Annotated in this window: 22 protein-coding genes; 14 read left to right on the forward strand and 8 right to left on the reverse strand. The window is 65.9% G+C overall.

The features are described 5' to 3' along the window. Positions 1-675, forward strand: coding sequence for an amino acid ABC transporter permease (locus IE00_RS09190; RefSeq protein WP_072296770.1), 675 nt, complete (start codon positions 1-3; stop codon positions 673-675). Next, positions 672-1,412: an amino acid ABC transporter ATP-binding protein gene (locus tag IE00_RS09195; RefSeq protein ID WP_072296771.1), complete on the forward strand. Its 741-nt coding sequence runs from the start codon at positions 672-674 to the stop codon at positions 1,410-1,412. The genes IE00_RS09190 and IE00_RS09195 overlap by 4 nt, the downstream gene beginning before the upstream one ends. Here IE00_RS09195 and IE00_RS09200 read toward each other — a convergent pair whose 3' ends face one another. The 3 genes from IE00_RS09200 to IE00_RS09210 all read right to left on the reverse strand — a co-directional run bounded on the left by IE00_RS09200 (position 1,413) and on the right by IE00_RS09210 (position 4,019). Continuing rightward, the gene (locus IE00_RS09200) at positions 1,413-1,838 is read right to left on the reverse strand and encodes a hypothetical protein (protein ID WP_072296772.1); all 426 of its coding nucleotides are present in this window, start codon (positions 1,836-1,838) and stop codon (positions 1,413-1,415) included. It lies immediately after the preceding gene. Positions 1,839-1,921: 83 nt separating this feature from the next. Next, positions 1,922-3,325, reverse strand: a complete 1,404-nt coding sequence (locus IE00_RS09205) for a HAMP domain-containing sensor histidine kinase (protein ID WP_072296773.1) — start codon at positions 3,323-3,325, stop codon at positions 1,922-1,924. Continuing rightward, on the reverse strand, positions 3,312-4,019 hold the full coding sequence (locus IE00_RS09210) for a response regulator transcription factor (protein ID WP_072296774.1): 708 nt from the start codon (positions 4,017-4,019) through the stop codon (positions 3,312-3,314). Before IE00_RS09210 ends, IE00_RS09205 begins: the two co-directional genes overlap by 14 nt. Before the next feature lie 186 nt (positions 4,020-4,205). Between IE00_RS09210 and IE00_RS09215 the strand changes: the two genes are divergently transcribed. The 7 genes from IE00_RS09215 (at position 4,206) to IE00_RS09245 (ending at position 15,746) form a co-directional block, all read left to right on the forward strand. Next, complete coding sequence (locus IE00_RS09215; RefSeq protein ID WP_072296775.1) at positions 4,206-5,447, forward strand: ABC transporter substrate-binding protein; 1,242 nt, start codon at positions 4,206-4,208, stop codon at positions 5,445-5,447. 70 nt (positions 5,448-5,517) lie between these two features. Continuing rightward, positions 5,518-6,390: a carbohydrate ABC transporter permease gene (locus IE00_RS09220; protein ID WP_072296776.1), complete on the forward strand. Its 873-nt coding sequence runs from the start codon at positions 5,518-5,520 to the stop codon at positions 6,388-6,390. Continuing rightward, positions 6,380-7,234 carry a carbohydrate ABC transporter permease gene (locus IE00_RS09225; protein ID WP_072296777.1) on the forward strand — a complete coding sequence of 285 codons (855 nt, stop codon included), beginning with the start codon at positions 6,380-6,382 and terminating at the stop codon, positions 7,232-7,234. The genes IE00_RS09220 and IE00_RS09225 overlap by 11 nt, the downstream gene beginning before the upstream one ends. Before the next feature lie 4 nt (positions 7,235-7,238). Beyond that, positions 7,239-8,345: an ABC transporter ATP-binding protein gene (locus IE00_RS09230; RefSeq protein WP_072296778.1), complete on the forward strand. Its 1,107-nt coding sequence runs from the start codon at positions 7,239-7,241 to the stop codon at positions 8,343-8,345. Positions 8,346-8,361: 16 nt separating this feature from the next. Beyond that, the gene (locus IE00_RS09235) at positions 8,362-9,288 is read left to right on the forward strand and encodes a glucokinase (RefSeq protein ID WP_072296779.1); all 927 of its coding nucleotides are present in this window, start codon (positions 8,362-8,364) and stop codon (positions 9,286-9,288) included. A 117-nt stretch (positions 9,289-9,405) separates the two neighbouring features. Further along, on the forward strand, positions 9,406-11,268 hold the full coding sequence (locus tag IE00_RS09240) for an autotransporter assembly complex family protein (RefSeq protein WP_072296780.1): 1,863 nt from the start codon (positions 9,406-9,408) through the stop codon (positions 11,266-11,268). Continuing rightward, positions 11,268-15,746, forward strand: a complete 4,479-nt coding sequence (locus IE00_RS09245; protein ID WP_072296781.1) for a translocation/assembly module TamB domain-containing protein — start codon at positions 11,268-11,270, stop codon at positions 15,744-15,746. The genes IE00_RS09240 and IE00_RS09245 overlap by 1 nt, the downstream gene beginning before the upstream one ends. A 68-nt stretch (positions 15,747-15,814) precedes the next feature. Here IE00_RS09245 and IE00_RS09250 read toward each other — a convergent pair whose 3' ends face one another. Next, positions 15,815-17,404, reverse strand: a complete 1,590-nt coding sequence (locus IE00_RS09250) for a PAS-domain containing protein (RefSeq protein WP_170864109.1) — start codon at positions 17,402-17,404, stop codon at positions 15,815-15,817. A 72-nt stretch (positions 17,405-17,476) separates the two neighbouring features. After that, complete coding sequence (locus IE00_RS09255; protein ID WP_083554242.1) at positions 17,477-18,808, reverse strand: ActS/PrrB/RegB family redox-sensitive histidine kinase; 1,332 nt, start codon at positions 18,806-18,808, stop codon at positions 17,477-17,479. 95 nt (positions 18,809-18,903) lie between these two features. On the opposite strand from IE00_RS09255, the gene IE00_RS09260 reads away from it, so the two are divergent. From IE00_RS09260 to IE00_RS09270, 3 genes are all read left to right on the forward strand, one after another. Beyond that, positions 18,904-19,533 carry an SCO family protein gene (locus IE00_RS09260; RefSeq protein WP_072296783.1) on the forward strand — a complete coding sequence of 210 codons (630 nt, stop codon included), beginning with the start codon at positions 18,904-18,906 and terminating at the stop codon, positions 19,531-19,533. An 86-nt stretch (positions 19,534-19,619) separates the two neighbouring features. After that, entirely contained in the window at positions 19,620-20,162 is a 543-nt protein-coding gene (locus IE00_RS09265) for an ActR/PrrA/RegA family redox response regulator transcription factor (RefSeq protein WP_072296895.1), read from the forward strand. A gap of 97 nt (positions 20,163-20,259) precedes the next feature. Next, positions 20,260-20,571 (forward strand): H-NS family nucleoid-associated regulatory protein, encoded by a 312-nt coding sequence (locus tag IE00_RS09270; protein ID WP_072296784.1) that lies wholly within the window; start codon positions 20,260-20,262, stop codon positions 20,569-20,571. 48 nt (positions 20,572-20,619) lie between these two features. On the opposite strand, the gene IE00_RS09275 is transcribed toward IE00_RS09270, so the two are convergent. From IE00_RS09275 to IE00_RS09285, 3 genes are read right to left on the reverse strand one after another with little or no spacing between them, the layout of a single operon-like run. Next, on the reverse strand, positions 20,620-21,228 hold the full coding sequence (locus IE00_RS09275) for an HD domain-containing protein (protein WP_072296785.1): 609 nt from the start codon (positions 21,226-21,228) through the stop codon (positions 20,620-20,622). Between the two features lie 6 nt (positions 21,229-21,234). Next, positions 21,235-21,756 carry a protein-export chaperone SecB gene (secB, locus tag IE00_RS09280; RefSeq protein ID WP_072296786.1) on the reverse strand — a complete coding sequence of 174 codons (522 nt, stop codon included), beginning with the start codon at positions 21,754-21,756 and terminating at the stop codon, positions 21,235-21,237. Positions 21,757-21,816: 60 nt separating this feature from the next. Then, positions 21,817-22,350 carry an FxsA family protein gene (locus tag IE00_RS09285; protein ID WP_072296787.1) on the reverse strand — a complete coding sequence of 178 codons (534 nt, stop codon included), beginning with the start codon at positions 22,348-22,350 and terminating at the stop codon, positions 21,817-21,819. A 109-nt stretch (positions 22,351-22,459) separates the two neighbouring features. Here IE00_RS09285 and IE00_RS09290 point away from each other — a divergent pair, with 109 nt between their 5' ends. Continuing rightward, entirely contained in the window at positions 22,460-23,116 is a 657-nt protein-coding gene (locus IE00_RS09290; protein WP_072296788.1) for a Tim44/TimA family putative adaptor protein, read from the forward strand. Further along, positions 23,116-23,712 (forward strand): Smr/MutS family protein, encoded by a 597-nt coding sequence (locus tag IE00_RS09295; RefSeq protein ID WP_072296789.1) that lies wholly within the window; start codon positions 23,116-23,118, stop codon positions 23,710-23,712. The genes IE00_RS09290 and IE00_RS09295 overlap by 1 nt, the downstream gene beginning before the upstream one ends. The last annotated feature ends 40 nt before the right edge of the window (positions 23,713-23,752 follow it).

A 23,752-nucleotide genomic window follows, 5' to 3' on the forward strand; every position in this document is an offset into this window, starting at 1 on the left:
ATGCGGGGATTGGACACCGCCTACATGCTGGACCTGATCCCCGTGATCGCCAGCTATGTGCCGCTGACCCTGTTCATGGCCATCGTGGCGATGATCGCCGGCCTTGCGCTGGCCATCGTCATGGCGGTCATCAGGGTCATCCGCGTGCCTTGGCTGCATCGCGTGGTGGCGGTGTTCATCAGCTTCTTCCGTGGCACGCCGTTGCTGGTGCAGTTGTTCCTGTTCTACTTCGGCCTGCCGCAGTTGGTGCCGGCGCTGAACAACCTGGACGGGGTGACGGCGGCGATCATCGGCCTGACGCTGCATTTCTCGGCCTATATGGCCGAAAGCATCCGCGGCGCCATCCTGGGCGTCGACCGCAGCCAGTGGGAGGCCGCCCAATCCATCGGCATGACCCAGAAACAGGTCCTGACCCGCATTATCCTGCCGCAGGCATCGCGCACCGCCGCGCCGACGCTGATGAATTACTTCATCGACATGATCAAAGGCACGTCGCTGGCCTTCACGCTGGGCGTGACGGAAATGATGGGCGCCGCGCAGAAAGAGGCCTCCAGCACCTTCCTCTATCCCGAGGCGTTCCTGGTGGTCGCGGTCTTCTACTGGGTCATTGTCGAGGCTCTGTCCGTGGGACAGCGGCAGTTGGAAACTAGGCTTGGAAAGGCGGTATCGCGATGAGCTGTCAGATCGACATCGACGGGCTGGTCAAGCGTTTTGGCGACAACACGGTTCTGAACGGCATCGACCTGTGCCTGCAGCCGGGCGAACGCGTCGCCATCATCGGGCCGTCGGGCACGGGAAAATCCACGCTGCTGCGCTGCCTGAACTTTCTGGACCGCCCCGATGAAGGCCGCATCACCGTCGGCGACCTGACGGTCGATGCAGCCAAGGCCCAGAAATCCGATATCCTGGCGCTGCGCCGCCGGACGGGATTCGTCTTTCAGAACTACGCGCTTTTCGCCAACAAGACCGCGCGCGACAACATCATGGAGGGGCTGACCACGGTCCGCGGCTGGTCCAAGCCCAAGGCACGCGAACGTGCTGACGACATCTTGGCGCAAATTGGACTGGGTGACCGGGGCGACAGCTATCCGGCCGCCATGTCGGGGGGCCAGCAGCAACGGGTCGGTATCGGCCGGGCGATGGCGCTGGATGCGGATCTGCTGCTGTTCGACGAACCGACCAGCGCGCTTGATCCCGAATGGGTGGGTGAGGTTCTGGACCTGATCCGCCGCATTGCCGATGGGCGTCAGACCATGCTGATCGTGACCCATGAAATGCAGTTTGCCCGCGAAATCGCGGACAGGATCGTCTTCATGGAAGGGGGACGGATCGTCGAACAGGGACCGCCGTCGCAGATCTTCGGCAATGCGCAGGATGACCGCACAAGGGCCTTCCTGCGCCGCGTCGGCTGATCAGAGGCCGGCGACCTCGTAATAGGCTTCGGTGTCGGCCTGATCGTCAAAGCCGATGCCCGACGCGATGATGCAGCTGGTCTGGTCGGCGCGCGTCGCCACCAGCGTCCACGTTCCCAGCTGATCCGACCCCCACAGATGGGTGCCGTCGGCATTGGCCGTGTCGATGGGCAATTCGTTGAAATCATGTTCCAACGTGTCGGCGATTTCGGCGTCGCTGGCACAATAGGGCTGATCCTCGGTCGCCTGCGACGACAAGGGCATGGTCTGGACGTCGCGCAGCAGCGTGGCGGTGTCGGTGCCCTTCATCGCGCTCCAGCCCTGGATGGGGTTGCTGGCGGTCGCGGCCAAGCCGGGCATGGCCGTCAACAGCGTCACGCTGCCGACCATTGCAAGGCGGGCGATGCGGTTTGCGGTGCGGGTCATGGGTTCGGCCTTTCTTTGCGTTCCATGCGTCGTCATGTCGGTAAAACGCGGGGTTTCAGCGCAAAGTTCCCCTGTCCCTATGGTCAGGCCCATTGCCGGGCCAGGCGAAGACGCGCCTGAAGCCCCTCGGACCGGTGCAGGAATTCCAGCCGACCGCCATGCTGCGCGGCGATGGTCGAGACGATCGCAAGGCCCAGGCCTACCCCCGAATGGGTGCCCGCATTCTCTCCGCGCTGAAAGGCGCCCGTCAGCCGCGCCATGTCGGTTTCCGTCAGGACCGAGCCGCGATCGGTGACGCTGATCCAGGCCTCGTCGGCGGTGGCGTCGACGCTGACCACCGCCTCGCGGCCGTATTTCAGGGCGTTGTCGATCAGGTTCGACAGGGCCCGGCGCAGGGATGTCGGCTGGCCGCGCATGATCACCGCATGGCTGTCGGCAATGGGCCGCGTCACTGCCCGCGCAAACAGCGTGCCCGCGCGGGTCGGACGCGGCGCCGGGGCCGCCAGCGTGACCGCCAGCCCCACATCCTGGTAATCGGCCACGACCGCCTCGGCCAGGGATGTCAGGGACAGGCGGCGGAAGGGTTCGTCCCCGATCTCGGCGCGGGTATAGGTCAGAACGCCGTCGATCATGGTCGTCATCTCGTCGATGTCGCGGTCCAGCTTGTCGCGCAGGACCGGGTCCTCGATCAGGGCGGTGCGCAGGCGCAGGCGGGTGGCGGGCGTGCCCAGGTCATGGCTGACCCCCGACAGCACCATCGCCCGGTTTTCCAGCGCCGCGCGGTCCTGGGCCACGAACAGGTTCACGGCCTCGGCGGTCTGGCGCAGTTCCTCGACCCCGCCGACGGGCAGTGCGGCGTTGCGGGCGCGGTGATCGCCAAGGGCGGATGCAAAGGCGGCAAAGGCCCCCGACACCTCGGCCACCCAGCCCAGCATCAGGCCCAGCCCCGCCAGGGCGATGACAGCCCCCAGCAGGCGCAGATCCGCAGGGGCCGCGTCGCAGCCCCAGACCGCATCGCCATCCACCCGCATCCAGGGGCCGGTATCCATCTGCACGAACAGGCGCGGATCGCTGCAGAACCGCGCCAGGGTCCGCGTGACCGAGGCCAGCCCCGCCGCCTGCGTGCCCCCGCCCACGCTTTCCACCCGCGACGCCGGATAGCGGATGTCGGGCGACTGGATGCGCAGCGACAGGCGCGCGCCGCGCGCCAGGTCGGGCCGCCCGCCGCCGGTCAGGGTGATCAGCGTCTCGCGCCAGCCCGCGGGCAGGGCCGGGGGCGCGCGCAACTGCGTCAGGCTGACGCCCGGCGGCAGGGCGCTGCCGTTTTCCAGGCTGTCATGCACCGCCAGCCCCGCCACATAGGCCTGGGTCAGATGCGTCCGCCAGGCCGCGTTGCTGGCCATCCAGGTCCAGACCGCCCCGCCCCCGAACAGCATTGCCAGCACCACCCACAGGCTGGCCAGCCGCCGCAGGCTAAGCCGTGCCATCGGCCGAAACCTGGGTGGCCAGGACATATCCCGTGCCGCGTTCGGTGCGGATCAGGGCGGGGTCGGTCTTGTTGCGCAGCCGGCCTACCAGCACGTCGATGGCGCGGCCTTCGGCGGCATCGTCATCATCCAGGGCGGCGGCGATCTCCTCTCGGGTCAGGGGGATCTGGGGGTTGGCCAGAAAGATCCGCAAAAGCGCCGTCTCGCGCGCGGACAGGGACACCTGCCAGCCGCCGGGCGCCGTCACCTCGTCGCGGCCCGCGTCATAGCGCCAGCCTTGGAAGACCAGCACCCCCTCGCGGCGGCGATGGGTCAGGCTGGGCGCGCGCCCGGCGCGGCGCAGCACGGCGCGGATGCGCGCCAGCAGAAGGTCGGGGTTGAAGGGTTTCGCGATGTAATCGTCGGCCCCCACCTGATAGCCCGCCATCCGCTGGTGATCGGCCGACAGCGCGCTGACCATGATGATCGGCACGTCCTGCGCGGCCCGGATCTCGGCGCAAAGCGCCACGCCGTCATCCTCGCCCAGGGACACGTCCAGCAGGATCAGATCCACCCGTCCCGCCTTCAGCGCGGCCAGCGCCCCCGCCCGGTCCTGGGCGGTGGTGACGTAAAGCCCCCGCCGTTGCAGATAGGTGGCCAGCATCGCGGCCATGTCTATGTCGTCTTCCACCAGCAGCAGACGGTGCAGGCTCATGCGTGGGTCCCCCTTGTCCGACGCCTTACCATCGCCGGGCGTGGCTTGCGTAACAGATTGTAACGTCACACCGGGATTTCTTGTCAGCGCAAGGCTGGGATGCGTTGCGGGCATGGCTGGTGATCTGCAATCATCGTTCCAGCAGGCAGAGGACCGAATCCGCCTGAACAAGATCTGGGAGGATCCATGTATTTGAAATCCGTTCTGGCGGCCTCGACCGCCGTGATGCTGGCCGGCCCCGTGATGGCCGAACCGACCGCCGAAGTCCTGCATTGGTGGACCTCGGGCGGTGAAGCGAAATCCGTCGCCGTGCTGCAGGATCAGTTCAAGGCCGAAGGCGGCACCTGGACCGACATGCCCGTCGCGGGCGGTGGCGGCGATGCCGCGATGACCGCGCTGCGTGCACGCGTCCTGTCGGGCAACGCGCCCACCGCCGTGCAGCTGAAGGGCCCCGCCATCCAGGAATGGTACGAGGAAACCGGCCTGGCCGACATCAGCGCCGTGGCCGAGGAAAACAACTGGGCCGACGTCCTGCCCGCCCAGATCGCCGAGCACATGAAGTGCGAAGGCCAGTGGTGCGCAGCCCCCGTCAACGTCCACCGCGTGAACTGGCTGTGGGGCAACAAGCAGATCCTGGACGAGCACGGCATCGAGATGCCGACCACCTGGGACGAATTCAACGCCGCCGCCGAAAAGCTGCAGGCTGCCGGCGTGACGCCGCTGGCCCATGGCGGCCAGAACTGGCAGGACGCGACCATCTTCGAGACCGTCGTGCTGGGCCTGGGCGGCCCCGAATTCTATCAGAAGGCGCTGGTCGACCTGGACCCCGAGGCGCTGCAATCGGATACCATGAAGCAGGTCTTCGACGAGATGCGGACCATCCGCGGCTATGTCGACGACAACTTCTCGGGTCGTGACTGGAACCTGGCCACCGCGATGGTCATGAACGGCGAAGCCGCCTTCCAGATCATGGGCGACTGGGCCAAGGGCGAATTCCTGGCCGCGGGCAAGGAACCGGGCGTCGATTTCGTCTGCGCACAGACCCCGGGCGAGGGCTTCCTCTACAACGTCGACAGCTTTGCCTTCTTCGAGCTGGACGGCGAGGAAAAGCAGCAGGGTCAGGCCCTTCTGGCCAAGCTGATCATGGGCCCGGAATTCCAGAAGACCTTCAACCTGAACAAGGGCTCGGTCCCCGCACGCACCGATGTCGCGCTGGACGATTTCGACACCTGCGCGGTCGAATCGAACAAGGCGATGAACGCGGGTGCCGAAGACGGATCGCTGCTGCCCAGCTATGCCCATGGCATGGCCCTGCGCGGCGCGCCCGCCGGTGCGATCACCGACGTGGTGACCGCGCATTTCAACAGCGACATGTCCTCGGACGATGCCGTGCAGCAACTGGTGGATGCCGTCGCCAACGCGATGTGATCACCGCATGACGGCCCCGCGCCTTGGCCGTGGCCAAGGCGCGGGGTTTTTCTTTGGGAGTAGTCCGACAATGGAATGGCTTGAACGCAACGTACCCAAGATGGTCCTGGCGCCGTCTTTCGTGGCGATCATGATCTTCGTCTATGGCTTCATCGCCTGGACGGCCTGGATCAGTTTCACGAAATCGCGCCTGATGCCGAAATACGAACTGGACGGCATCAACCAGTATGAACGCCTGTTCGCCGCGCCCCGCTGGGATGTCGCGATGAACAACCTCTTTATCTTCGGCGGGCTGTTCATCGTCATCTCGATGCTGATCGGTCTGGCGCTGGCGATCTTCCTGGACCAGAAGATCCGGGCCGAGGGCGTTCTGCGCACCATCTACCTCTATCCCATGGCATTGTCGCTGATCGTGACGGGGACGGCGTGGAAATGGATCCTGAACCCGGGCCTGGGCATCCAGGAGACCGTCCGCGGCTGGGGCTTCGAAAGCTTCACCTTCGACTGGATCATCCGCCCCGACATGGCGATCTATGTCATCGTGCTGGCGGCCGTCTGGCAGGCCTCGGGCTTTGTCATGGCGCTGTTCCTTGCCGGCCTGCGTTCGGTCGACACGGAAATCATCCGCGCCGCCCAGGTGGACGGCATCCCGACGCATCGCATCTATTCCGCCATCATCATCCCGACGATGGCCCCGATCTTCCTGTCGGCCTTCATCGTGCTGGCCCACCTGGCCATCAAGGCCTTCGACCTGGTGATCGCCCTGACCGGCGGGGGCCCCGGCTATGCCACCGACCTTCCCGCGACCTACATGTATGCCATGGCGTTCTCGCGCGGCGACCTGGGCCAGGCGGCATCGTCGGCCATGATCATGATGATGGTCATCTTCGCCATCGTCGTTCCCTATCTCTACAGCGAATTGAGGCCGCGCCATGACAAGTAAGACCATGCTGCGCCTGGGGCTGTACCTGATCCTGGTGCTGTTCGCCCTGTTCTACCTGATGCCGCTGTTCGTCATGCTGACGACATCGCTGAAATCGTTGGAGGAGATCCGGACCGGCAGCCTGCTGTCCCTGCCCCGCGACATCACCTTCGCCCCCTGGGCCGAGGCCTGGTCCACCGCCTGTGCCGGCACCCAGTGCGAGGGCCTGCGCCCGTTCTTCTGGAACAGCGTCCTGATGGCCGTCCCGGCGGTCGCCATTTCGACGGTGGTGGGCGCGCTGAACGGCTATGTCTTCGCGCAGTGGCGCTTCAAGGGGGCCAACCTGTTCTTCGCGATGATCCTGTTCGGCTGCTTCATCCCCTTCCAGGTCGTGCTGCTGCCGATGGCGCAGATGCTGGGCCTGATGGGGCTGGCGGGCACCATTCCGGGGCTGATCTTCGTCCACGTGATCTATGGCCTGGGCTTCACCACGCTGTTCTTCCGCAACTACTATGTCACCATTCCCCAGGAACTGGTGCGGGCGGCCAAGGTCGACGGGGCGGGGTTCTTCCGCATCTTCTGGTCGATCTTCCTGCCGATCTCGCTGCCGATCATCACCGTGTCGGTCATCTGGCAGTTCACGCAGATCTGGAACGACTTCCTCTTCGGCGTCAGCTTCAGCGGGGCCGGGTCGCAGCCCGTGACCGTCGCGCTGAACAACATCGTCAACTCCACCACCGGCGTCAAAGCCTACAACGTGGACATGGCCGCGGCGATCATCGCAGCCCTTCCCACGCTGCTGGTCTATGTCGTCGCCGGAAAATACTTCATTCGCGGCCTGACCGCCGGTTCCGTGAAAGGGTGATCCCATGCCGATCCTCGAAATCGACCACCTGCAGAAATCATATGGCGAAACCCATATCCTGCACGACATCAACATCAGCATCGACGAGGGTGATTTCCTTGTGCTGGTCGGGCCTTCGGGCTGCGGCAAGTCCACGCTGCTGAACTGCATCGCGGGGCTGGAACCGATCAGCGGCGGCGACATCAGCATCGCGGGGCGCAACGTGACGGGCGTGTCCCCCAAGGACCGCGACATCGCCATGGTGTTCCAGTCCTATGCGCTCTACCCGACCATGTCGGTGGCCAAGAACATCACCTTCGGGATGAAAGTGCGCGGCGTCGACAAGCCCACCCAGGAAAAGAAGCTGGCGCAGGTCGCCAGCCAGCTGCAGATCGAGCCGCTGCTGCACCGCAAGCCCGGCCAGCTGTCGGGCGGCCAGCGCCAGCGCGTCGCCATGGGCCGCGCCCTGGTGCGCGACCCCAAGCTGTTCCTGTTCGACGAACCGCTGTCGAACCTGGACGCGAAACTGCGCGTCAGCATGCGGACCGAGATCAAGAAGCTGCACCAGGATCTGAACGCGTCGATCGTCTATGTCACCCATGACCAGATCGAGGCGATGACCCTGGCCACCAAGATCGTCGTCATGAAGGGCGGCGTGATCCAGCAGATCGGCACGCCTGCGGAAATCTACAACCGTCCGGCCAACATGTTCGTGGCCGATTTCATGGGCAGCCCGGCGATGAACCTGATCCCGGCCAAGGTCCGCGCCGAGGACGGCCAGACCCGCATCCAGATCGAACGCACCGGGATGGAGCCGCTGGTCATCACCGATCCGGTGGCGCGCAACCTGCCCGCCGACATCATCCTGGGCGTCCGCCCCGAGGACATCCACGAGGCGACGGGCAACGCCCACCTGCCCGGCACCGCCCATGGTGCGGGCGGCGACGTGATGATCGACATCGTCGAACCGGCCGGTGCCGACACCTTCGCGGTGGCGCAATTGGGCGGCAAGGCCGTGACGGCCCGTCTGCGGGCGGAAAGCGCCGTCAAGGCGCGTCTGGCCTTCCCGCTGGCATTCGACCTCTCGAAAGTGTCGTATTTCTCGCCTAAGGATGGCGAAAGACTGAACTGACGGGGGTGTGACGGCGATGGCTATGCTTTTGGGCGATGTGGGCGGGACCAATGCGCGGCTGGCGATCGCCCGCAACGGGACCATCGATGCGGCGACGGTCACCCGGTTCCGGGGCGACGATTTCGCCAGCTTCGATGACGTGGTGCGCCAGTTCATGGCCGAACAGCACCAGCCGCACGTCTCCTCGATGTGCATCGCCGTCGCCGGTCCGGTCAGCGGGGGTCGGGCCAACCTGACCAATCGCGACTGGTCCTTTGACGAAACCAATCTGGCGCGCCTGACCGATGCCGATCATGTGCGCCTGATCAACGACCTGACCGCGCTTGGCTATGCCACGCCGGTCCTGTCGGGCGACGGCGTCAGCCAGCTGCGTCCCGCGCCTGCCGAACGGGCCCGCAACGGCCAGTCGCTGGTCGTGGGCCTGGGCACCGGCTTCAACGTCTGCGCGGTGCGCGTGCTGCCCGGCGGCGCCATCACCGCGCTTGAGGCCGAAGAGGGTCATACCCACCTGCCGGCCAACATCATGGCCATGCTGGTCGACCGTGTCGGCGCCAATGCCGCCGCGGGCTTCTTTTCGACCGAGGAGACCTTTGCCGGGCGCGGCCTGTCGCGCCTGCACGCCGCCATGACCGGCACCGACCCCGTCCGCAGCGAGGACATCGCCGCCGCGATGGAGGCGGGCGATCCGGATGCCATCGCGACCTATGATTTCTTCACCGAACTGGTGGGCCTGCTGTGCCGCGAACTGTCGCTGCGCTTCATGCCGCTGGAGGGCCTGTTCCTGGCGGGCAGCGTCGGGCGCAGCATCGCCGACCGGATGGAGCTGTTCACACCCGCCTTCCTGTCGCAGACCCATATGGGTCACATCCCCGCGAACACGCCCGTCATGCTGATCCGCGACGACATGGCCGCTCTTCACGGTTGCCTGTCCGCCCTTGGCTGAATCCCGCTGTCCTGAATAAAGGTTAACGCCCGACCCCCGATTTTCCTCAATGACCAGTGGATTTCGGGGGACGATCCTGTTTCAATTGCCCCAAGCAAGAAAAACAGGGCAGGCGTGATGCGGGCATATCTTAAGGCAGTTCTGGTGGCCTCGACGGCGCTTGTCGGCGCGGGGGCGGCCTTGGGGCAATCGTCATCCCCCTTCTCGAGTCTTTTCGGGCGCGACAGCCAGGCCGACGGGCCGGTCACGCTGGATATCCGGGTGGCGGGCAACGAAGAGGGGCTGGACGACAAGATCCGCGCCACATCGCTGGTGGCGGGCGCCCTGAGAGAGGACCGCACCACCGGCCAGGACGTGCTGGCCGCCGCACGCGGCGATTACGCCCGCATCCTGGGGCTGCTTTATGACGAGGGCTATTACGATGGCGCCGTGAACATCCTTCTGGACGGGATCGAGGCATCCGAGGTGGCGCCGCTGGACGCCCCGCAGGTCGTGCGTCGCGTCACCGTCAATGTCGATCCGGGGCGCATCTTCCGCTTTTCGCGTGCCCAGATCACCCCCGTCGCCCCCGGATCCGAAATCCCCTCGGGCTATGCGGTGAACGAGGTCGCCGGCACCGGCACCATGCGCAGTGCCGCGCTGTCCGGGGTCGAGGGCTGGCGCAATTACGGCCATGCCAAGGCCGATGTCGGCGCCCAGGAGATCACCGCCGATCACGACACCCGCCGCGTGGACAGCCGCATCGCGCTGGAACCGGGACCCGCCGTCAGCTTTGGCCGGATGAGCGTCGCGGGCAACAGCCGCCTGAACGAACGCCGCCTGCGCAAGATCGCGGGCTTTCCCCAAGGCCAGCGCTTCGACCCCGAGGAACTGGACACCGTCCGCAAGCGCCTGCGCCGCAGCGGCGTCTTTTCCGCCATCACCCTGCAGGAAGCCGAGGTCCTGAACGCCGACAATTCCATGGATGTGGACCTGACGGTGGTGGAACAAAAACCCCGCCGCATCGGCGCGGGCTTCGAGATCTCGAACACGGACGGGGTGCTGGTGTCGGCCTATTGGATGCATCGCAACCTGTTGGGCGGCGGCGAACGCCTGCGGGTGGATGCCAAGGTCAAGGATATCGGGTCCCAGACCAGCGAACGCGACGACGAGGTGACGGTCCGCCTTGACCGTCCCGCCACCCTGACCCCCGACACCACCGCCTTCGTCGAACTGGAAACCGCCCGCATGCGTGAGGAGGATTACGACGAGGACACCGCCAGCCTGGGCGTCGGCCTGGAACATATCTTCAGCGATCAGCTGACCGCCAGTACCGAGCTGGAATACCAGTATTCCCGCGTCTTCGATGCAAACGGCCAGACCGATTTCAACGTCCTGGCCCTGCCAAGCGAGATCATCTGGGACAAGCGCGAGGAACCCAACAACGCCAAGCGCGGCTTCTATCTGTCGGGTGACCTGACCCCCTTCGTGGGCTTCGGCGATACCGGGTCGGGCGCGCAGCTGCTGGGCGAGGGGCGCGTCTTCCGGTCCTTCGGCGAAGGCGACAAGTTCACGCTGGCCGGGCGCGCCCGCGCCGGTACCATCCTTGGCAGCGAGATCGCCGAGACGCCGCGCAACTATCTGTTCTTTTCGGGCGGCGGCGGCACGGTGCGCGGCCATCCCTACCAGGAACTGGGCGTCAACGCGATCGAGGGCCCCGAGGGCGGCGCCATCAAGACCGGCGGCATGAGCGTGGCGAATGCCACCGCCGAGATCCGCTATCAGGTGCGCGAAAAGATCGGGCTGGTGACCTTCTACGACTATGGCCAGGTCTGGACCGACGGCAGCTTTGGCGGCGACACCGGCAGTCATGCGGGCGCCGGCGTCGGGGTGCGTTACGACACGCCGGTCGGCCCCCTGCGCTTTGACATCGCAGCCCCGGTCAGCGGGGACGACGACAACGGCGTTCAATTCTATCTTGGACTGGGGCAGGCATTCTGATGCGCAATTTCTTCATCTTGGCCTTTGCCATCCTGTTCCCGATGACCGTCATGGCCCAGAGCGTCGTCGAACTGTCCCAGGAGACGGGCGACGACAAGGGGTTCCTGACCAACCTTCTGGAAAAGAACCTCTCGGGCGAGGGTCGTCAGGTCCAGATCGACGGGTTTGACGGGGCGCTGTCGTCGCGCGCGACCTTCCGCGAGATCCGCATCCTGGACAACGAGGGCGCATGGCTGACCCTGCGGAATGGCGCCATCCAGTGGAACCGTTCAGCCCTGCTGCGCCGCCGGGTCGAGATCGCCGAGCTGTCGGCCGAACAGATCCTGCTGCCGCGCCTGCCCCAAGGCGGCGAGGCCGACGTGCAGGCCGAGGCACCGGTCTTTGCCCTGCCCGAATTGCCCGTGTCCCTGAACATCGAGAAGATCCAGGCGGACCGGGTCGAACTGGGCGAACCCGTGATCGGCGTCGAGGGGGCCTTGCGCATCGCGGGCGGCCTGTCCCTGGAAGGCGGCGAGGGCAAGGCCCAGCTGACCATCGACCGTCTGGACGGACCGCGCGGGGAATTCGTCCTGGATGCGGGCTATTCGAACGAAACGCAGGTTCTCAGCCTGAACCTGGCCCTGGATGAAGCCCGCGACGGCATCCTGGTCAATCTGGCCAATATCCACGACCGCCCCGCCGTCACCGCCCAGATCAGCGGAGAGGGCGAGATCCGCAATTTCGCCGCTGATATTCGGCTGGCCACGGACGGCACGCAGCGCATCACCGGCCGCGTCAGCGCCAATGGCGAGGAGCGCCAGGGCGCGCCGGGCACCGCCTTCCGGTTCCAGCTGGGCGGCGATGTGGCCACCCTGCTGGCCCCCCAGAACCGCGCCTTTTTCGGCAAGGACACCCAGCTGCTGGCCGAGGGCTGGCGCGCCGAGACCGGGCGCCTTGAGATCCCCACCCTGGATATCAGCACCGAGGCGCTGCGCGTTCAGGGCAACCTGTCCACCAACGACCAGTCCGCCCCCCAGACCGCGCAGCTGATGATGATGCTGGGCCGGGATGCGGATGCCGATCAGATCCCCGTGCAGATGCCCTTTGCAGGTCCCGATGCCACGGTTGAAAGCGGACGCCTGACGCTGGATTACGACGCGGCCGAAGGCCAGGGATGGGTTCTGGAAGGGCGCGTCGGTGCCCTGGACACGGGCCAGGTTCAGCTGGGCGCGGTCGACCTGACCGGCAAGGGGGCGGTCATCCTGACCGATGGCGCCCTGTCGGAGGTCACGGGCGCGCTGGATTTCGTGGCCCGCAACCTAGGCTTCGACGATGCCGGCCTGGCCGAGGCCATCGGCCGCCAGATCGAAGGCGAGGCCGATTTCAACTTTACCCCCGGCAATGCCATCGACATTTCGGATGTGCGGATCGACGGGGCGGATTACGGGCTGGGGGGCAATTTCCTCGTCTCGGGCCTGTCCAGCGGCATCACGCTGTCGGTCGATGCCGATGCCCGCTATGACGATCTTGCGCGCCTGTCGACGCTGGCCGACCGGCCCATGTCGGGCCAGGCCGATGCCAGCGTGCTGGGCTATTACACGCTGCTGAACCAAAGCTTCGACATCGACGCGCAGGTGGTGGGCAACGACATCTCGGTCAATGTGCCGCAGGCCGATCGCCTGCTGGAGGGCCGGTCCACCATCGACCTGAAGGCGCGCCGCGACGAGGTCGGGATCGAGATCGAGGATTTCGCGGTCAACGCCAAGCGCCTGACCGCCACCGCCCAGGGCCTTGTCAGCAGCCTGTCCAGCGACCTGACGGCGCAGATCTCGATGCCGTCGCTGGCGGATGCCGACCCCTCCTACGGCGGGTCGCTGCAGGCCGAGGCCAAGCTGAACGGTCCGCAAGGTCAGCGCCGCCTGACCGTCAGCGGCCTGGCCGAGGATCTGCGGATCGGGATCGAGGCATTGGACAACGCCCTGTCGGGCAAGACCAACCTGACCGCCATCGCCGCCGAGACCGAGGCCGGCTATCAGCTGGAAACCTTCCAGCTGGCCAATCCCCAGCTGAGCGCCGAGGCCGAAGGCAGCTTCGCCCAGGGCGCGCTGGACGCGGTCGCGAATTTCGAGCTGGTGGATCTGTCCGCCATCAAGCCGGAATGGTCGGGCAACTTCACGGCCCAGGCCACCCTTGGCGAAGATGACGGCATGCGGCGCATCGCCGTCACCGGGACCGGCCAGAACCTGTCGCTTGGCCAGTCGGGCGTCGATGGCGCCCTGACCGGCACGACGCAGCTGGCGGTCCTGGCGACCGAAAAGGATGGCGTGATCACCATCGAGGACGGCAGGCTGGAAAACGACCAGATGTCGGCCGATCTGCAGGGCACCTATGGCGAAGGGGTCACCGATATCAGCGGCACTGTCGATGTCGCCTCGCTGGCGCCCTTCGGGCCGGGCTGGCGCGGGTCGATGGCCGCCCAAGGCAGCTTCCGCGAGGCGGGCGACGGCATTCGCCGGCTGGAACTGACCGGAACGGGACGCGATCTGGCCTTTGGCCAGGCGCAGGTCGACGGTGCCCTTGCGGGCGAGACGCGCCTGGCCGTGACGGGCACCGAACAGGACGGCATCTTCACCATCCAGAACGCCCAGATCGAAAACCCCCGCCTGACCGCAGAAGCGACGGGGCAGGTCGGGGCGGGCGCGACCGATGTCACGGCGCAGGTGAATGCCAGCGACCTGCGCTTTGTGGGCAATGGCATCCGCGGGGCGGTCACCGCCGATGCGCGGATCACCGATGACGGCACCACGCGCCGGGTGACGGCCAATGGCGCGGCCAACGGCCTGGCCATCGGGCAGCCCCGGATCGACCCGGTGTTGGCGGGCACGACCCGTTTCGACCTGGCGGCAAGCATGGATGGCCAAGGCCTGTCGGTTCAGCGGCTGGACGTGGAAAACCCGCAGCTGCGGGTCAGTGCCGACGGATCGCCCGCCCAAGGCATCAACCTGGATGCCCGGCTGGCCGATCTGGGGCTGATCGTCCCGGAATTTCCGGGACCCGTGACCGTGGCGGGAACGCTGCGCGAAGAGGGCGCCGACGTGACCATGGACCTGCGCGCCACGGCGCCCGGCGATGCCGATCTGCGTATCGCGGGGCGGGCCGCGCGGGACGGGTCAGACATGGATATCGCCATCACCGGCAGCGCGGATTCCGCCCTGGCCAACAGCAGCCTGAGGACGCGCAGCGTGTCGGGTCCGTTGGCGATCGATCTGCGGATCGACGGGCAGCCCTCGTTGCAGGCGCTGACCGGTCAGGTGCGGCTGCGGGACGGCCAGATGGCCGATCCGGGGCTGGGGCTGCGGCTGGACGGGATCGATGTCACCGCCGATTTCAACAACGGGCGGATCAACGTCGATGGCGTGTCGAACGTGTCGGCGGGGGGCGGCCTGTCGCTGCGCGGTCCGGTCGATCTGACGAACCGCACCGTCGATATCGCCATCGGCCTGAACGACGTGGTCCTGCGTGACCCGAACCTCTATCAGACCAGCCTGTCGGGCGAGATGCGGATCGCGGGGTCGATGGTCGCGGGTCCGCTGGTGTCGGGCCGCATCGACCTGGGCGAGACCGAGATCCGCATCCCCTCGACCGGGCTTGGCGGGGCCAAGGCCATCCCCGACATCACCCATGTCGGCAGCCAGCGCCCCCCCGTGCGGGCGACACGTGCCCGTGCCGGCCTTGAAGGATATCCCAGCCAGGCGGCCAAGGATGCGGGGCTGGCGGGTCCGCCCGCGACGCCGCCGGACAATCCGCCGCGGCTGGATCTGGTGATCAATGCGCCGAACCGGGTCTTCATCCGCGGTCGGGGGGTCGACGCCGAACTGGGCGGCGGCTTCCAGATCACCGGAACGCCGCGCAACGTGATCCCGATCGGCAACCTGGAACTGATCCGGGGCCGCGTCGATCTGCTGGGCAACCGGTTCGATCTGACCGAGGGGCTGGTCGAATTGCAGGGCAGCCTGATCCCCGTCATCCGCCTGGTCGCCGAAACCGAGCGGGACAGCATCACCACCCGCATCATCATCGACGGAGAGGTCCGCGACCCCGAGATCACCTTCGAATCCTCGCCCGAGCTGCCCCAGGAAGAGGTCCTGTCGCAGCTGCTGTTCGGTCGCGGGCTGGACAGCATCAGCCCGCTTCAGGCGGCGCAGCTGGCCAATGCCATCGCCGTCCTGGCGGGGCGGGGCGGCGACGGGATCATCGCCAATCTGCGCGAAAGCGCGGGGCTGGACGATCTGGACCTGACGACGGACGATGATGGCAACGTGCAGCTGCGCGCAGGCCGCTATCTGTCGGAAAACGTCTATTCCGACGTGTCGATCGGCGAGGGGGGCAAGACCTCGATCAACCTGAACCTGGACATCACCAATTCCCTGCGGGCGCGGGGATCAGTGGGCAGTGATGGGTCATCCTCGCTTGGGGTGTTCTACGAACGCGATTACTGACGCCGTTCCCAACCACGCAAAAGGCCCGCAACATCGCGTTGCGGGCCTTTCGCGTGGCGCGCCTGCCCTCAGCGCGCGGCGATGGCGTCCTGCAGGTCCGGATCGCCCTGCCCCAGGTTCAGCGGCTGCCCCGACCCGACCCGGAACCGCAGCATCCGACGCCCCCCCGTCAATGGGCTGACCGTCCAGCCCAGCAGCTGCCCTTGGGGACCGGCCATGGCGCCGCTGACCTCGGACCGGCCATCGGGCGTCAGCAATGCCTCGCGCAGGGCGGTGAAACCCGGTCCCATCGTGCCGCCATCGTTCCATGACAGCATCGCCTCGGACAGGGTCGTGGCGGGGCGCTGCCACAGGTCGCGATAGACCTGGTTGTCCAGCAGCAGCTTGCCATCGGGGGCAAAGACCGCCAGCGCGTCGTCCAGCGCGTCCAGCACATGCGAGCCCAGCAACAGGTCGGCCCGGAACTTGCGCGTCAGCGACATTTCCGAGGTGATGTTTTCAAAGAGGAACGCCACCGCGCCATCGGGATGGGGACGGCCCGTCACGCGATAGGTCTGGCCACCCGGCAGGGACCATGTTTCGACATGGTGGCCATGGGCGGCGGCGCTTTCCAGATTGGCCATGTGCTGGCGCCAGCTGCGGTAATCCTTGGGTTCGGGGACCATGCGCTGTTCGCGCAGCTGGTCCAGGAAATCGAACAGAGTCGGGCGCGCGGTCAGAAAGCCGGTGGGCAGGCGCGTCAGGTCGATCAGCGACGGGTTGAACAGCTGCAGCTTGCGGCTTTGGTCAAAGATCGCAAGGCCGATGGGAAGATCGGCAAAGGTCTTGGTCAGGGTCTGGACGAATTCGCGCAGCGACCGTTCGGCACGCACCGCCGCATCGGCGGGCAGGGCGAACATCATCAGCTGATCCCCCAGGCGGTGGCTGTGGCAATCGTACCAGGACACGATGCCCTTGTCTTCCAGCGCGGCGCGGCGGGTGCCGTGGCCTGCGCCCGGAACGGGGCGCGGGGTGTCCAGCAGCTTGGGCAGGGGCCAGCCAAGCGCGCCTTCGCTGCGCGCCTCGGCCCGGCGCAGATAGGCTGCGTTGGCCCAGGTCACGCGGTCGTCCTGATCCAGGCGCCAGACCAGCATCGGCGTCTGGTCCAGGGCGCCGCGCAGCAGGTCCAGCTCCTCCTCCAGCGCCTGGAGGGACATGGAATCGACGACAGTGCCGCAATGCTGGGACTGGGGATCGGTAATGGTGACGCGCCACATGTGATCGCCCAGATCTTCGGCCAGAAGCCGCAGGGTGGCGCTGCCATGGCCGTGCTGGCCCAGCAGTTCGACCCGGCCCTGATGGGGCAGCTGGGCCAGCTGTTCGGCCGCATGGCCAAAGCGCGGCCCGACCCATTGCATCAGCCGCAGCCAGTCGTCATCCGGGACGGCGACGCGGTCCAGAAGCGCGCGGGCGGGGGGCGTCGCATCCACAAGGGTATTGTGGCGGAACAGGAACACCACCGGCTGCACCTGACCGTCAAGGGCCGCGGCGGTCCGGGACGAGCTGCCCTGCCCCGGTCCGGGCCGGTATCGGTCCCAGAGCCGGATCAGGCCCACCGCCAGCAGGACCGAAACCGTCCCGCAGAAAAGCGCCGTCAGCACCAGTTGCATCCCTTGCATGTCCACCGAAGCCATCCCCTTTCATGTCGATCCGACCATAGGACGGGCGTGCTTAACAAGCTGTTAAGATGCTTACGGGGCGATGGGGGGGTTCTGGGACAGGGCGGCGCGATCCTCGGAGCGGATGCGGTCCAGCGGCCAGCGAACCGAAACGATCGCGCCGGGGCCCCCATTGGCGAAGGTCAGCCGGGCGCCGGACCGTTCCAGCAGGGTCTTGGCGATGAAGAGGCCCAGCCCCATCCCCTCATAGCTGCCGCGTTGAACCTCGGAGCGGCGGCTGAGATAGGGGTCCCCGATCCGCGACAGCAGATGCGGCGGATAGCCGGGACCGTCGTCGCGCACCGTCACCGTCAGCGCGTTCGGCGTCACCTGGGTTTCGATGACCACGCGGCTTTCGGCGAAATCGACGGCGTTCTGGATCAGGTTGCGCAGGGCGTGGATGATGGCGGGGTCGCGGCGGATGACGGGACCCTCGGCCAGGATCTCGATGATGGGGCCGCGATCGGCATGGGGGCTTGCGGCATCCTCCAGCACGGCGCGCAGTGGGGCCGCGCGCATGTGCAGGTCGTCCTTGCCCGCCTGCCCCATGCTGCGCAGGATCCTGGCGCAGCGGTCGGCGGATTCGCGCAGGGCGATGGCATCGGCATGCAGGTCCGGGTCGTCCTGCAATTCGTCGGCCAGTTCCCCCGCGATCAGCTTGATGGTGGCCAGGGGGGTGCCCATTTCATGGGCGGCGGCGGCCACGACACCGCCCAGATGCTGCAGGCGCTGTTCGCGCGACAGGGCCATCTGCGTGGCAAAGAGCGCGTTCGACGTGTCCGACAGTTCCGCCGTGACCCGATGGGCATAGCCCGCGAAGAACACCACGCCGATCACCAGCGCGACCCAGTGGCCCAGCTGCAGGATCGGCTCCATCCGCAGGATATCGCCATCGGGTTCGCGCAAGGACAGGCCGAAGACCGCCGCGATGGTGATCAGCGCCACCGTCGCCAGCCCAAGCGCCATCACCTGCCGCCCGTTCAGCGATGCGGCAGCGATGGTCACCGGCGCCAGCACCAGCAGCGCGAAGGGATTGGCCATGCCCCCCGTCAGCGCCATCAGCGCCGAGATCTGCACCAGGTCGAAGCTGAGCTGCAGCACCGCGTGGCGCGGCGAGGTCCGCTTGGCCGGGCGCAGGAACAGCCACAGGTTCATCGTGATCGATGTGGCGATCAGCGCGATCACCGGCGCCTTGACGAACCCCACCCCCATGCACCACGCCACGATCACCGCCGCCATCTGTCCGCCGATGGCGAACCAGCGCAGCAGCACCAGCGTGCGCATGCGGATCGGTTCGGCCATCGGGGCCTCGGCCATGGTCATCTGGAAGTCGGATCGGTCATCGGCAGGGGACGTATCGGTCATCATCGGCCTTTGCTGCGACGTCACATGCCTTGATAGACGGGGCATGATAGGCGATCAATGCGCGGATTTGACGCCCATCGAACAGGAGACCCCGCATGGTCGACCGCAAAATTCTGCTGATCGGATCGGCAGCGACGCTTGCCGTGCTGGTCGCCGGCACGGTCTTTCTGACCCAAGGACGCGGCGGCGACGATTTCGCGCAATGCACCAACAGCGCCGTATCGGGCGGAATGGACAGTTTCGGCACCGATTTCACCCTGACCCGCGATGACGGCGAACGGGTGACGGCGGCCGATGTCTTTACCAAGCCGTCGCTGCTTTATTTCGGCTATACCTTCTGTCCCGACATCTGCCCGCTGGACAGCGCGCGCAATGCGGATGCCGCCGAATTGCTGCGCCAGCAGGGAATGGATGTCCAGAGCGTCTTCGTCACCGTTGATCCCGCCCGCGACACGCCCGAGGTGCTGGCCGATTATACCGACATGTTCTCGGACCAGATGATCGGCCTGACCGGATCGGAGGATGAGATCGCCGCAGTGAACAAGGGATGGCGCAATTACTTCAAGCTGCAGAACGAGGAAGATCCGGAATATTATCTGGTCGATCACATGACCAACACCTATCTGGTCATGCCCGGAAACCAGACGGTCGAATTCTTCAACCGCGATGCGCCCGCCGAAGATGTCGCCGAAAGCGTGGGTTGTTTCGTCAAGGCCGCCAGCTAAGGCAAATTGTCACATATCTTTGAAAATGGATGATTCAGCATCCATTTAAATGATCCGATGAACAAAGGGTAATCAGGGTGGAAAACATGAATGCGCAAATCGGTCCCGACCCGTCGCTGTTGCTGGTCGATGATGACGAAATATTCCTGACCCGCCTTGCCCGCGCCATGGAAAAGCGGGGTTTTCAGGCGGAAACCTCGTTGACGGTGGCCAGCGCGCTGAACCAGATCCGCAAGAAGGCGCCGGCCTATGCCGTGGTCGACCTGCGGCTGGAGGACGGAAACGGGCTGGATGTCGTTGAGGCGCTGCGTGAAAAGCGCCCTGATGCCCGGATCATCGTCCTGACGGGATATGGCGCGATCGCCACGGCGGTGGCGGCGGTCAAGATGGGCGCGACGGATTACCTGGCAAAGCCTGCCGATGCCAATGACGTCACCTCGGCCCTGCTGTCATCGGCCGAATTGTTGCCTCCCCCGCCGGAAAATCCCATGTCGGCGGATCGCGTCCGGTGGGAACATATCCAGCGGGTTTACGAACAATGCGATCGAAATGTCAGCGAAACCGCACGCCGGCTTCATATGCATCGCCGGACATTGCAGCGGATTCTTGCCAAAAGAGGCCCGCGATAAATATTTGTGTATTCTGATCTAAAGGATATATTGAAGTCATTCCTTTTCAGGGTATATTAAAGACAATAATTCAACCCGGATAAGAAAAAGCAGACAAATGAGCATTGATTTCGATAAGATGTCCCTGAAGGAAATGCGCGAATTGCGGACCCGGCTGGATCGTGCAATCAATTCCTATGAGGATCGCAAAAGGCGCGAAGCGCTGCACGCGATCGAGGAAGCTGCCAAGGAACATGGCTTCAATCTGGCTGAACTGACCGGGGGCAAACCGCGTCGTGCAGGCACCGTTGCACCGAAATATGCCAATCCCCAGGATCCCACGATGACCTGGACGGGTCGCGGTCGCAAGCCGCGTTGGGTTCAGGAAAACCTGGCCGAAGGCAAGGAACTGGACGACCTTCTGATCTGATCGGTCACGATCGGTCGACGTTGCAAAGGGGGGCATTGCCCCCCTTTTTCAATGGCCGCGATCCATCAGCGCGATCAGTTCGGCAAAGCGCGCCAGATAGGCTGCGCGGGTTTCGGCGGGCGGACGCAGCGTGATTTGCCAGTCCAGCGGCGCGGCCAGGCTGGGTACAGGAAACAGGCGGCGGGCTTCGGCATCGGCAAAGCCCGCGATGGCCGTCGCCTCCATCCGCGCCGAGATCCGGTCCGCCATCTTGATTCGTTTCTTGACCGGTGCCGGCAGCGCGGCAGGCAGGCCGAAGCGACGGTGGATGGCCGAGGCCAACCTTTCATCCATCATCCCGTATTCCTGCCCCAAAGCCGATTTCACCGGAGAGATCATGTCCCCGATGACATATTCGGGCGCATCATGCAGCAGAGCCGCCAAGCGCCAGCAGGCCTCGGAATCGGGATGGGCATGGCTGAAGATGCGCTCGACCAGCAGCGAATGCTCGGCCACGGAATAGGGCCAGTCGCCGCACGTCTGGCCATTCCAGCGCGCCACGAAGGCCAGCCCGTGGGCGATGTCCTCGATCTCGATGTCGAAGGGCGTGGGGTCCAGCAGGTCAAGCCTGCGGCCTGACAGCATCCGCTGCCAGGCGCGCTTGGGCCGGGTGGCCATCGGGTCTTACGACAGGCGCTGGTCGGCGGGCGCCTGTTGGTTCTGCTGGGCGCGACGTGCCAGTTCCTGGCGATACAGCGCCACGAAATCGACCGGGTCCATGTTGAAGGCGGGGAAACCGCCGTCGCGGGTCAGGTCGGACACGATGCGGCGCACGAAGGGGAACAGCATCCGCGGGCATTCGATCATCAGGAAGGCATGCAGCTGATCTTCGGGCACGCCTTCGATCTGGAAGACCCCGCCGTAATCCAGTTCGGCCAGGAACAGGGTGCTGCCTTCAGTCTTGTTGGTCGAGGTGACGCGGTACTTGGTGATCACCTCGAACTGGTTGTCCGCACCGCGCTTGCGGGCGTCCAGGCTGACCTGGACCGAGATCTCGGGCTGGACGTCACCCGAGGGCGCGCCTTTCTGGGCCACCATGTTCTCGAACGACAGGTCGCGGACGAATTGGGCCAGGATCCGCATGCTGGGCGGCTGCTGGGGTTGCGGTTTCGCCTCGGCGCCGTTTTGCGTGGTCTCGTCGGACATGGTCTTCCCTCACCTTATTTCATCGTCTTGCAACGCTTCTAGCAGGCAGGTTACCTGCCCTCAATGGCGCGTCCAGCCCGATTTGCCCGGCGGGTTCAGTTCCGGTGCGTCGACGCCCTGATCGTCGCGATCGGGATCGGCGACGGTGAATTCGCCGTCGATGGTTCCATCATCGGGTCGGGCACCAGGACGGGCACCCGGATGGGCGCGACCGGGGTGGGACCCGAATTGTCCGCCCATCTGCGTCACGGTGACACGGCTGGCGACGCGCTTCATGACCCCGTCGCGGAATTTCGGGATCAGCAGCAGCAGGCCAAGCGTGTCGGTGAAAAAGCCCGGTGTCAGCAGCAGCATGCCCGCCATCAGGATCATCACGCCATGGGCCAGGGGACGCGTCGGATCGCGCATTTCCCCGAAGCTGGACTGGATTTCCCGCCATGCCTGGGCACCCTGACTGCGCATCAGGCCGGTGCCGATGATCGCGGTCAGGACGACGATGGCCAGGGTGGGCCACAGCCCGATCAGCCCGCCCACCTGAATGAACAGGGCGATCTCGATGATGGGGACGGCAAGAAACAGCCAGAACAGCCGCATGGATTTTCCCTTCCTTTCGGCGCACAAACTGGACTTGCGCCTGTGCGATCCCTACATAATGTCCTGACCGCCATTTACAAATAAACGTTTCGTCCCCGAGGTTGCCTGCATGTCCAACCCCCTTCTCCAGCTGCTTGTCCTTGCCGGCATCGCGATCTTCCTGATCCTGCGGCTGCGAAACGTCCTGGGCACCCGCGACGGGTTCGAGCCCCCGAAGGTCGAAAGGCCCGCGTCCGGCCCCTCCAAGTTCGAGGTGATCGAGGGTTCTGCCGATCAGGTCGACCATGACATCCAGGATCATGCCGAACCGGGAACCCCCGCCGCGCAGGCCCTGGCCGCGATGAAGCGGGTCGAACCCGATTTCGGCGTGCGCGACTTCCTTGGAGGCTCGCGCCAGGCCTATGAGATGATCCTGATGGCCTTCGAACGGGGCGACCTGTCCGACGTCCGCCCCTTCCTGTCAGAGCCCGTGGCCGAGGCGTTCCAGTCGGTCATCGACCAGCGCACCGCACAGGGCCAGACGGTCGAGGCGCAGTTCCTGGGCACACGCGACACCGCGCTGGCATCGGCCGAATTCGACCAGGCGACCGGCATGGCCGAAATCACTGTCCGTTTCGTGGGGGAACTGATTGCCGCGACCCGCGATGCCGATGGCAACGTGATCGAGGGCGACCCCAAGGTGGCGCGCAAGCAGAAGGACCTGTGGACCTTTGCGCGCCATATGGGCGAAGCGGATCCCAACTGGCAGCTTGTCGCGACCGGCTGATGCGACGCCGCAAGGGGCTGACGCCCGAAGACAGGGAAATCTGGTCGCTTGTGGCCCGGTCCGCCACACCCATGCATCAGCGGCCTTTGCGGCCGCTGACGCCTGAGGATGACCCCTCGGCCAAGCCCCAGACATCGCTGACGCCCCCCAAGGCGCAGCCCCTGCCTCGGTTTCGCCTTGGCCAATCGGCACCGACCCCGGCCCCCCGCATGCCCAAGCCGTCATCGCCCGCCGAACGGCTGGCCGGGGCCGAACTGCGCATGGATGCCAAGACCCACCGCAAGATGAGCCAGGGCAAGCTGCGCCCCGAAGCGCGGCTGGACCTGCATGGCATGACCTTGGCGGCCGCCCAGCCCGAACTGATGCATTTCATCATGTCCTGCCATTCCGCGGGACTGCGGCTGGTGCTGGTCATCACCGGCAAGGGGCGGGGCGATTACGGCCCCCTGCCCACGCGGCCCGGCGCGCTGCGCCATCAGGTGCCCTATTGGCTGCACAGCCCGCCCCTGTCGATGGTCGTCCAGCAGGTCAGCGCCGCCCATTACCGCCATGGCGGCGAAGGGGCCTATTACGTCTATCTGCGCCGCCACGCCTGACATCGTCCCGGCAATCGCATGTGAAAAGGCGCGCCCGTTT

This window comes from Paracoccus sp. SM22M-07 (assembly GCF_001887735.1).
Lineage (GTDB): Bacteria > Pseudomonadota > Alphaproteobacteria > Rhodobacterales > Rhodobacteraceae > Paracoccus.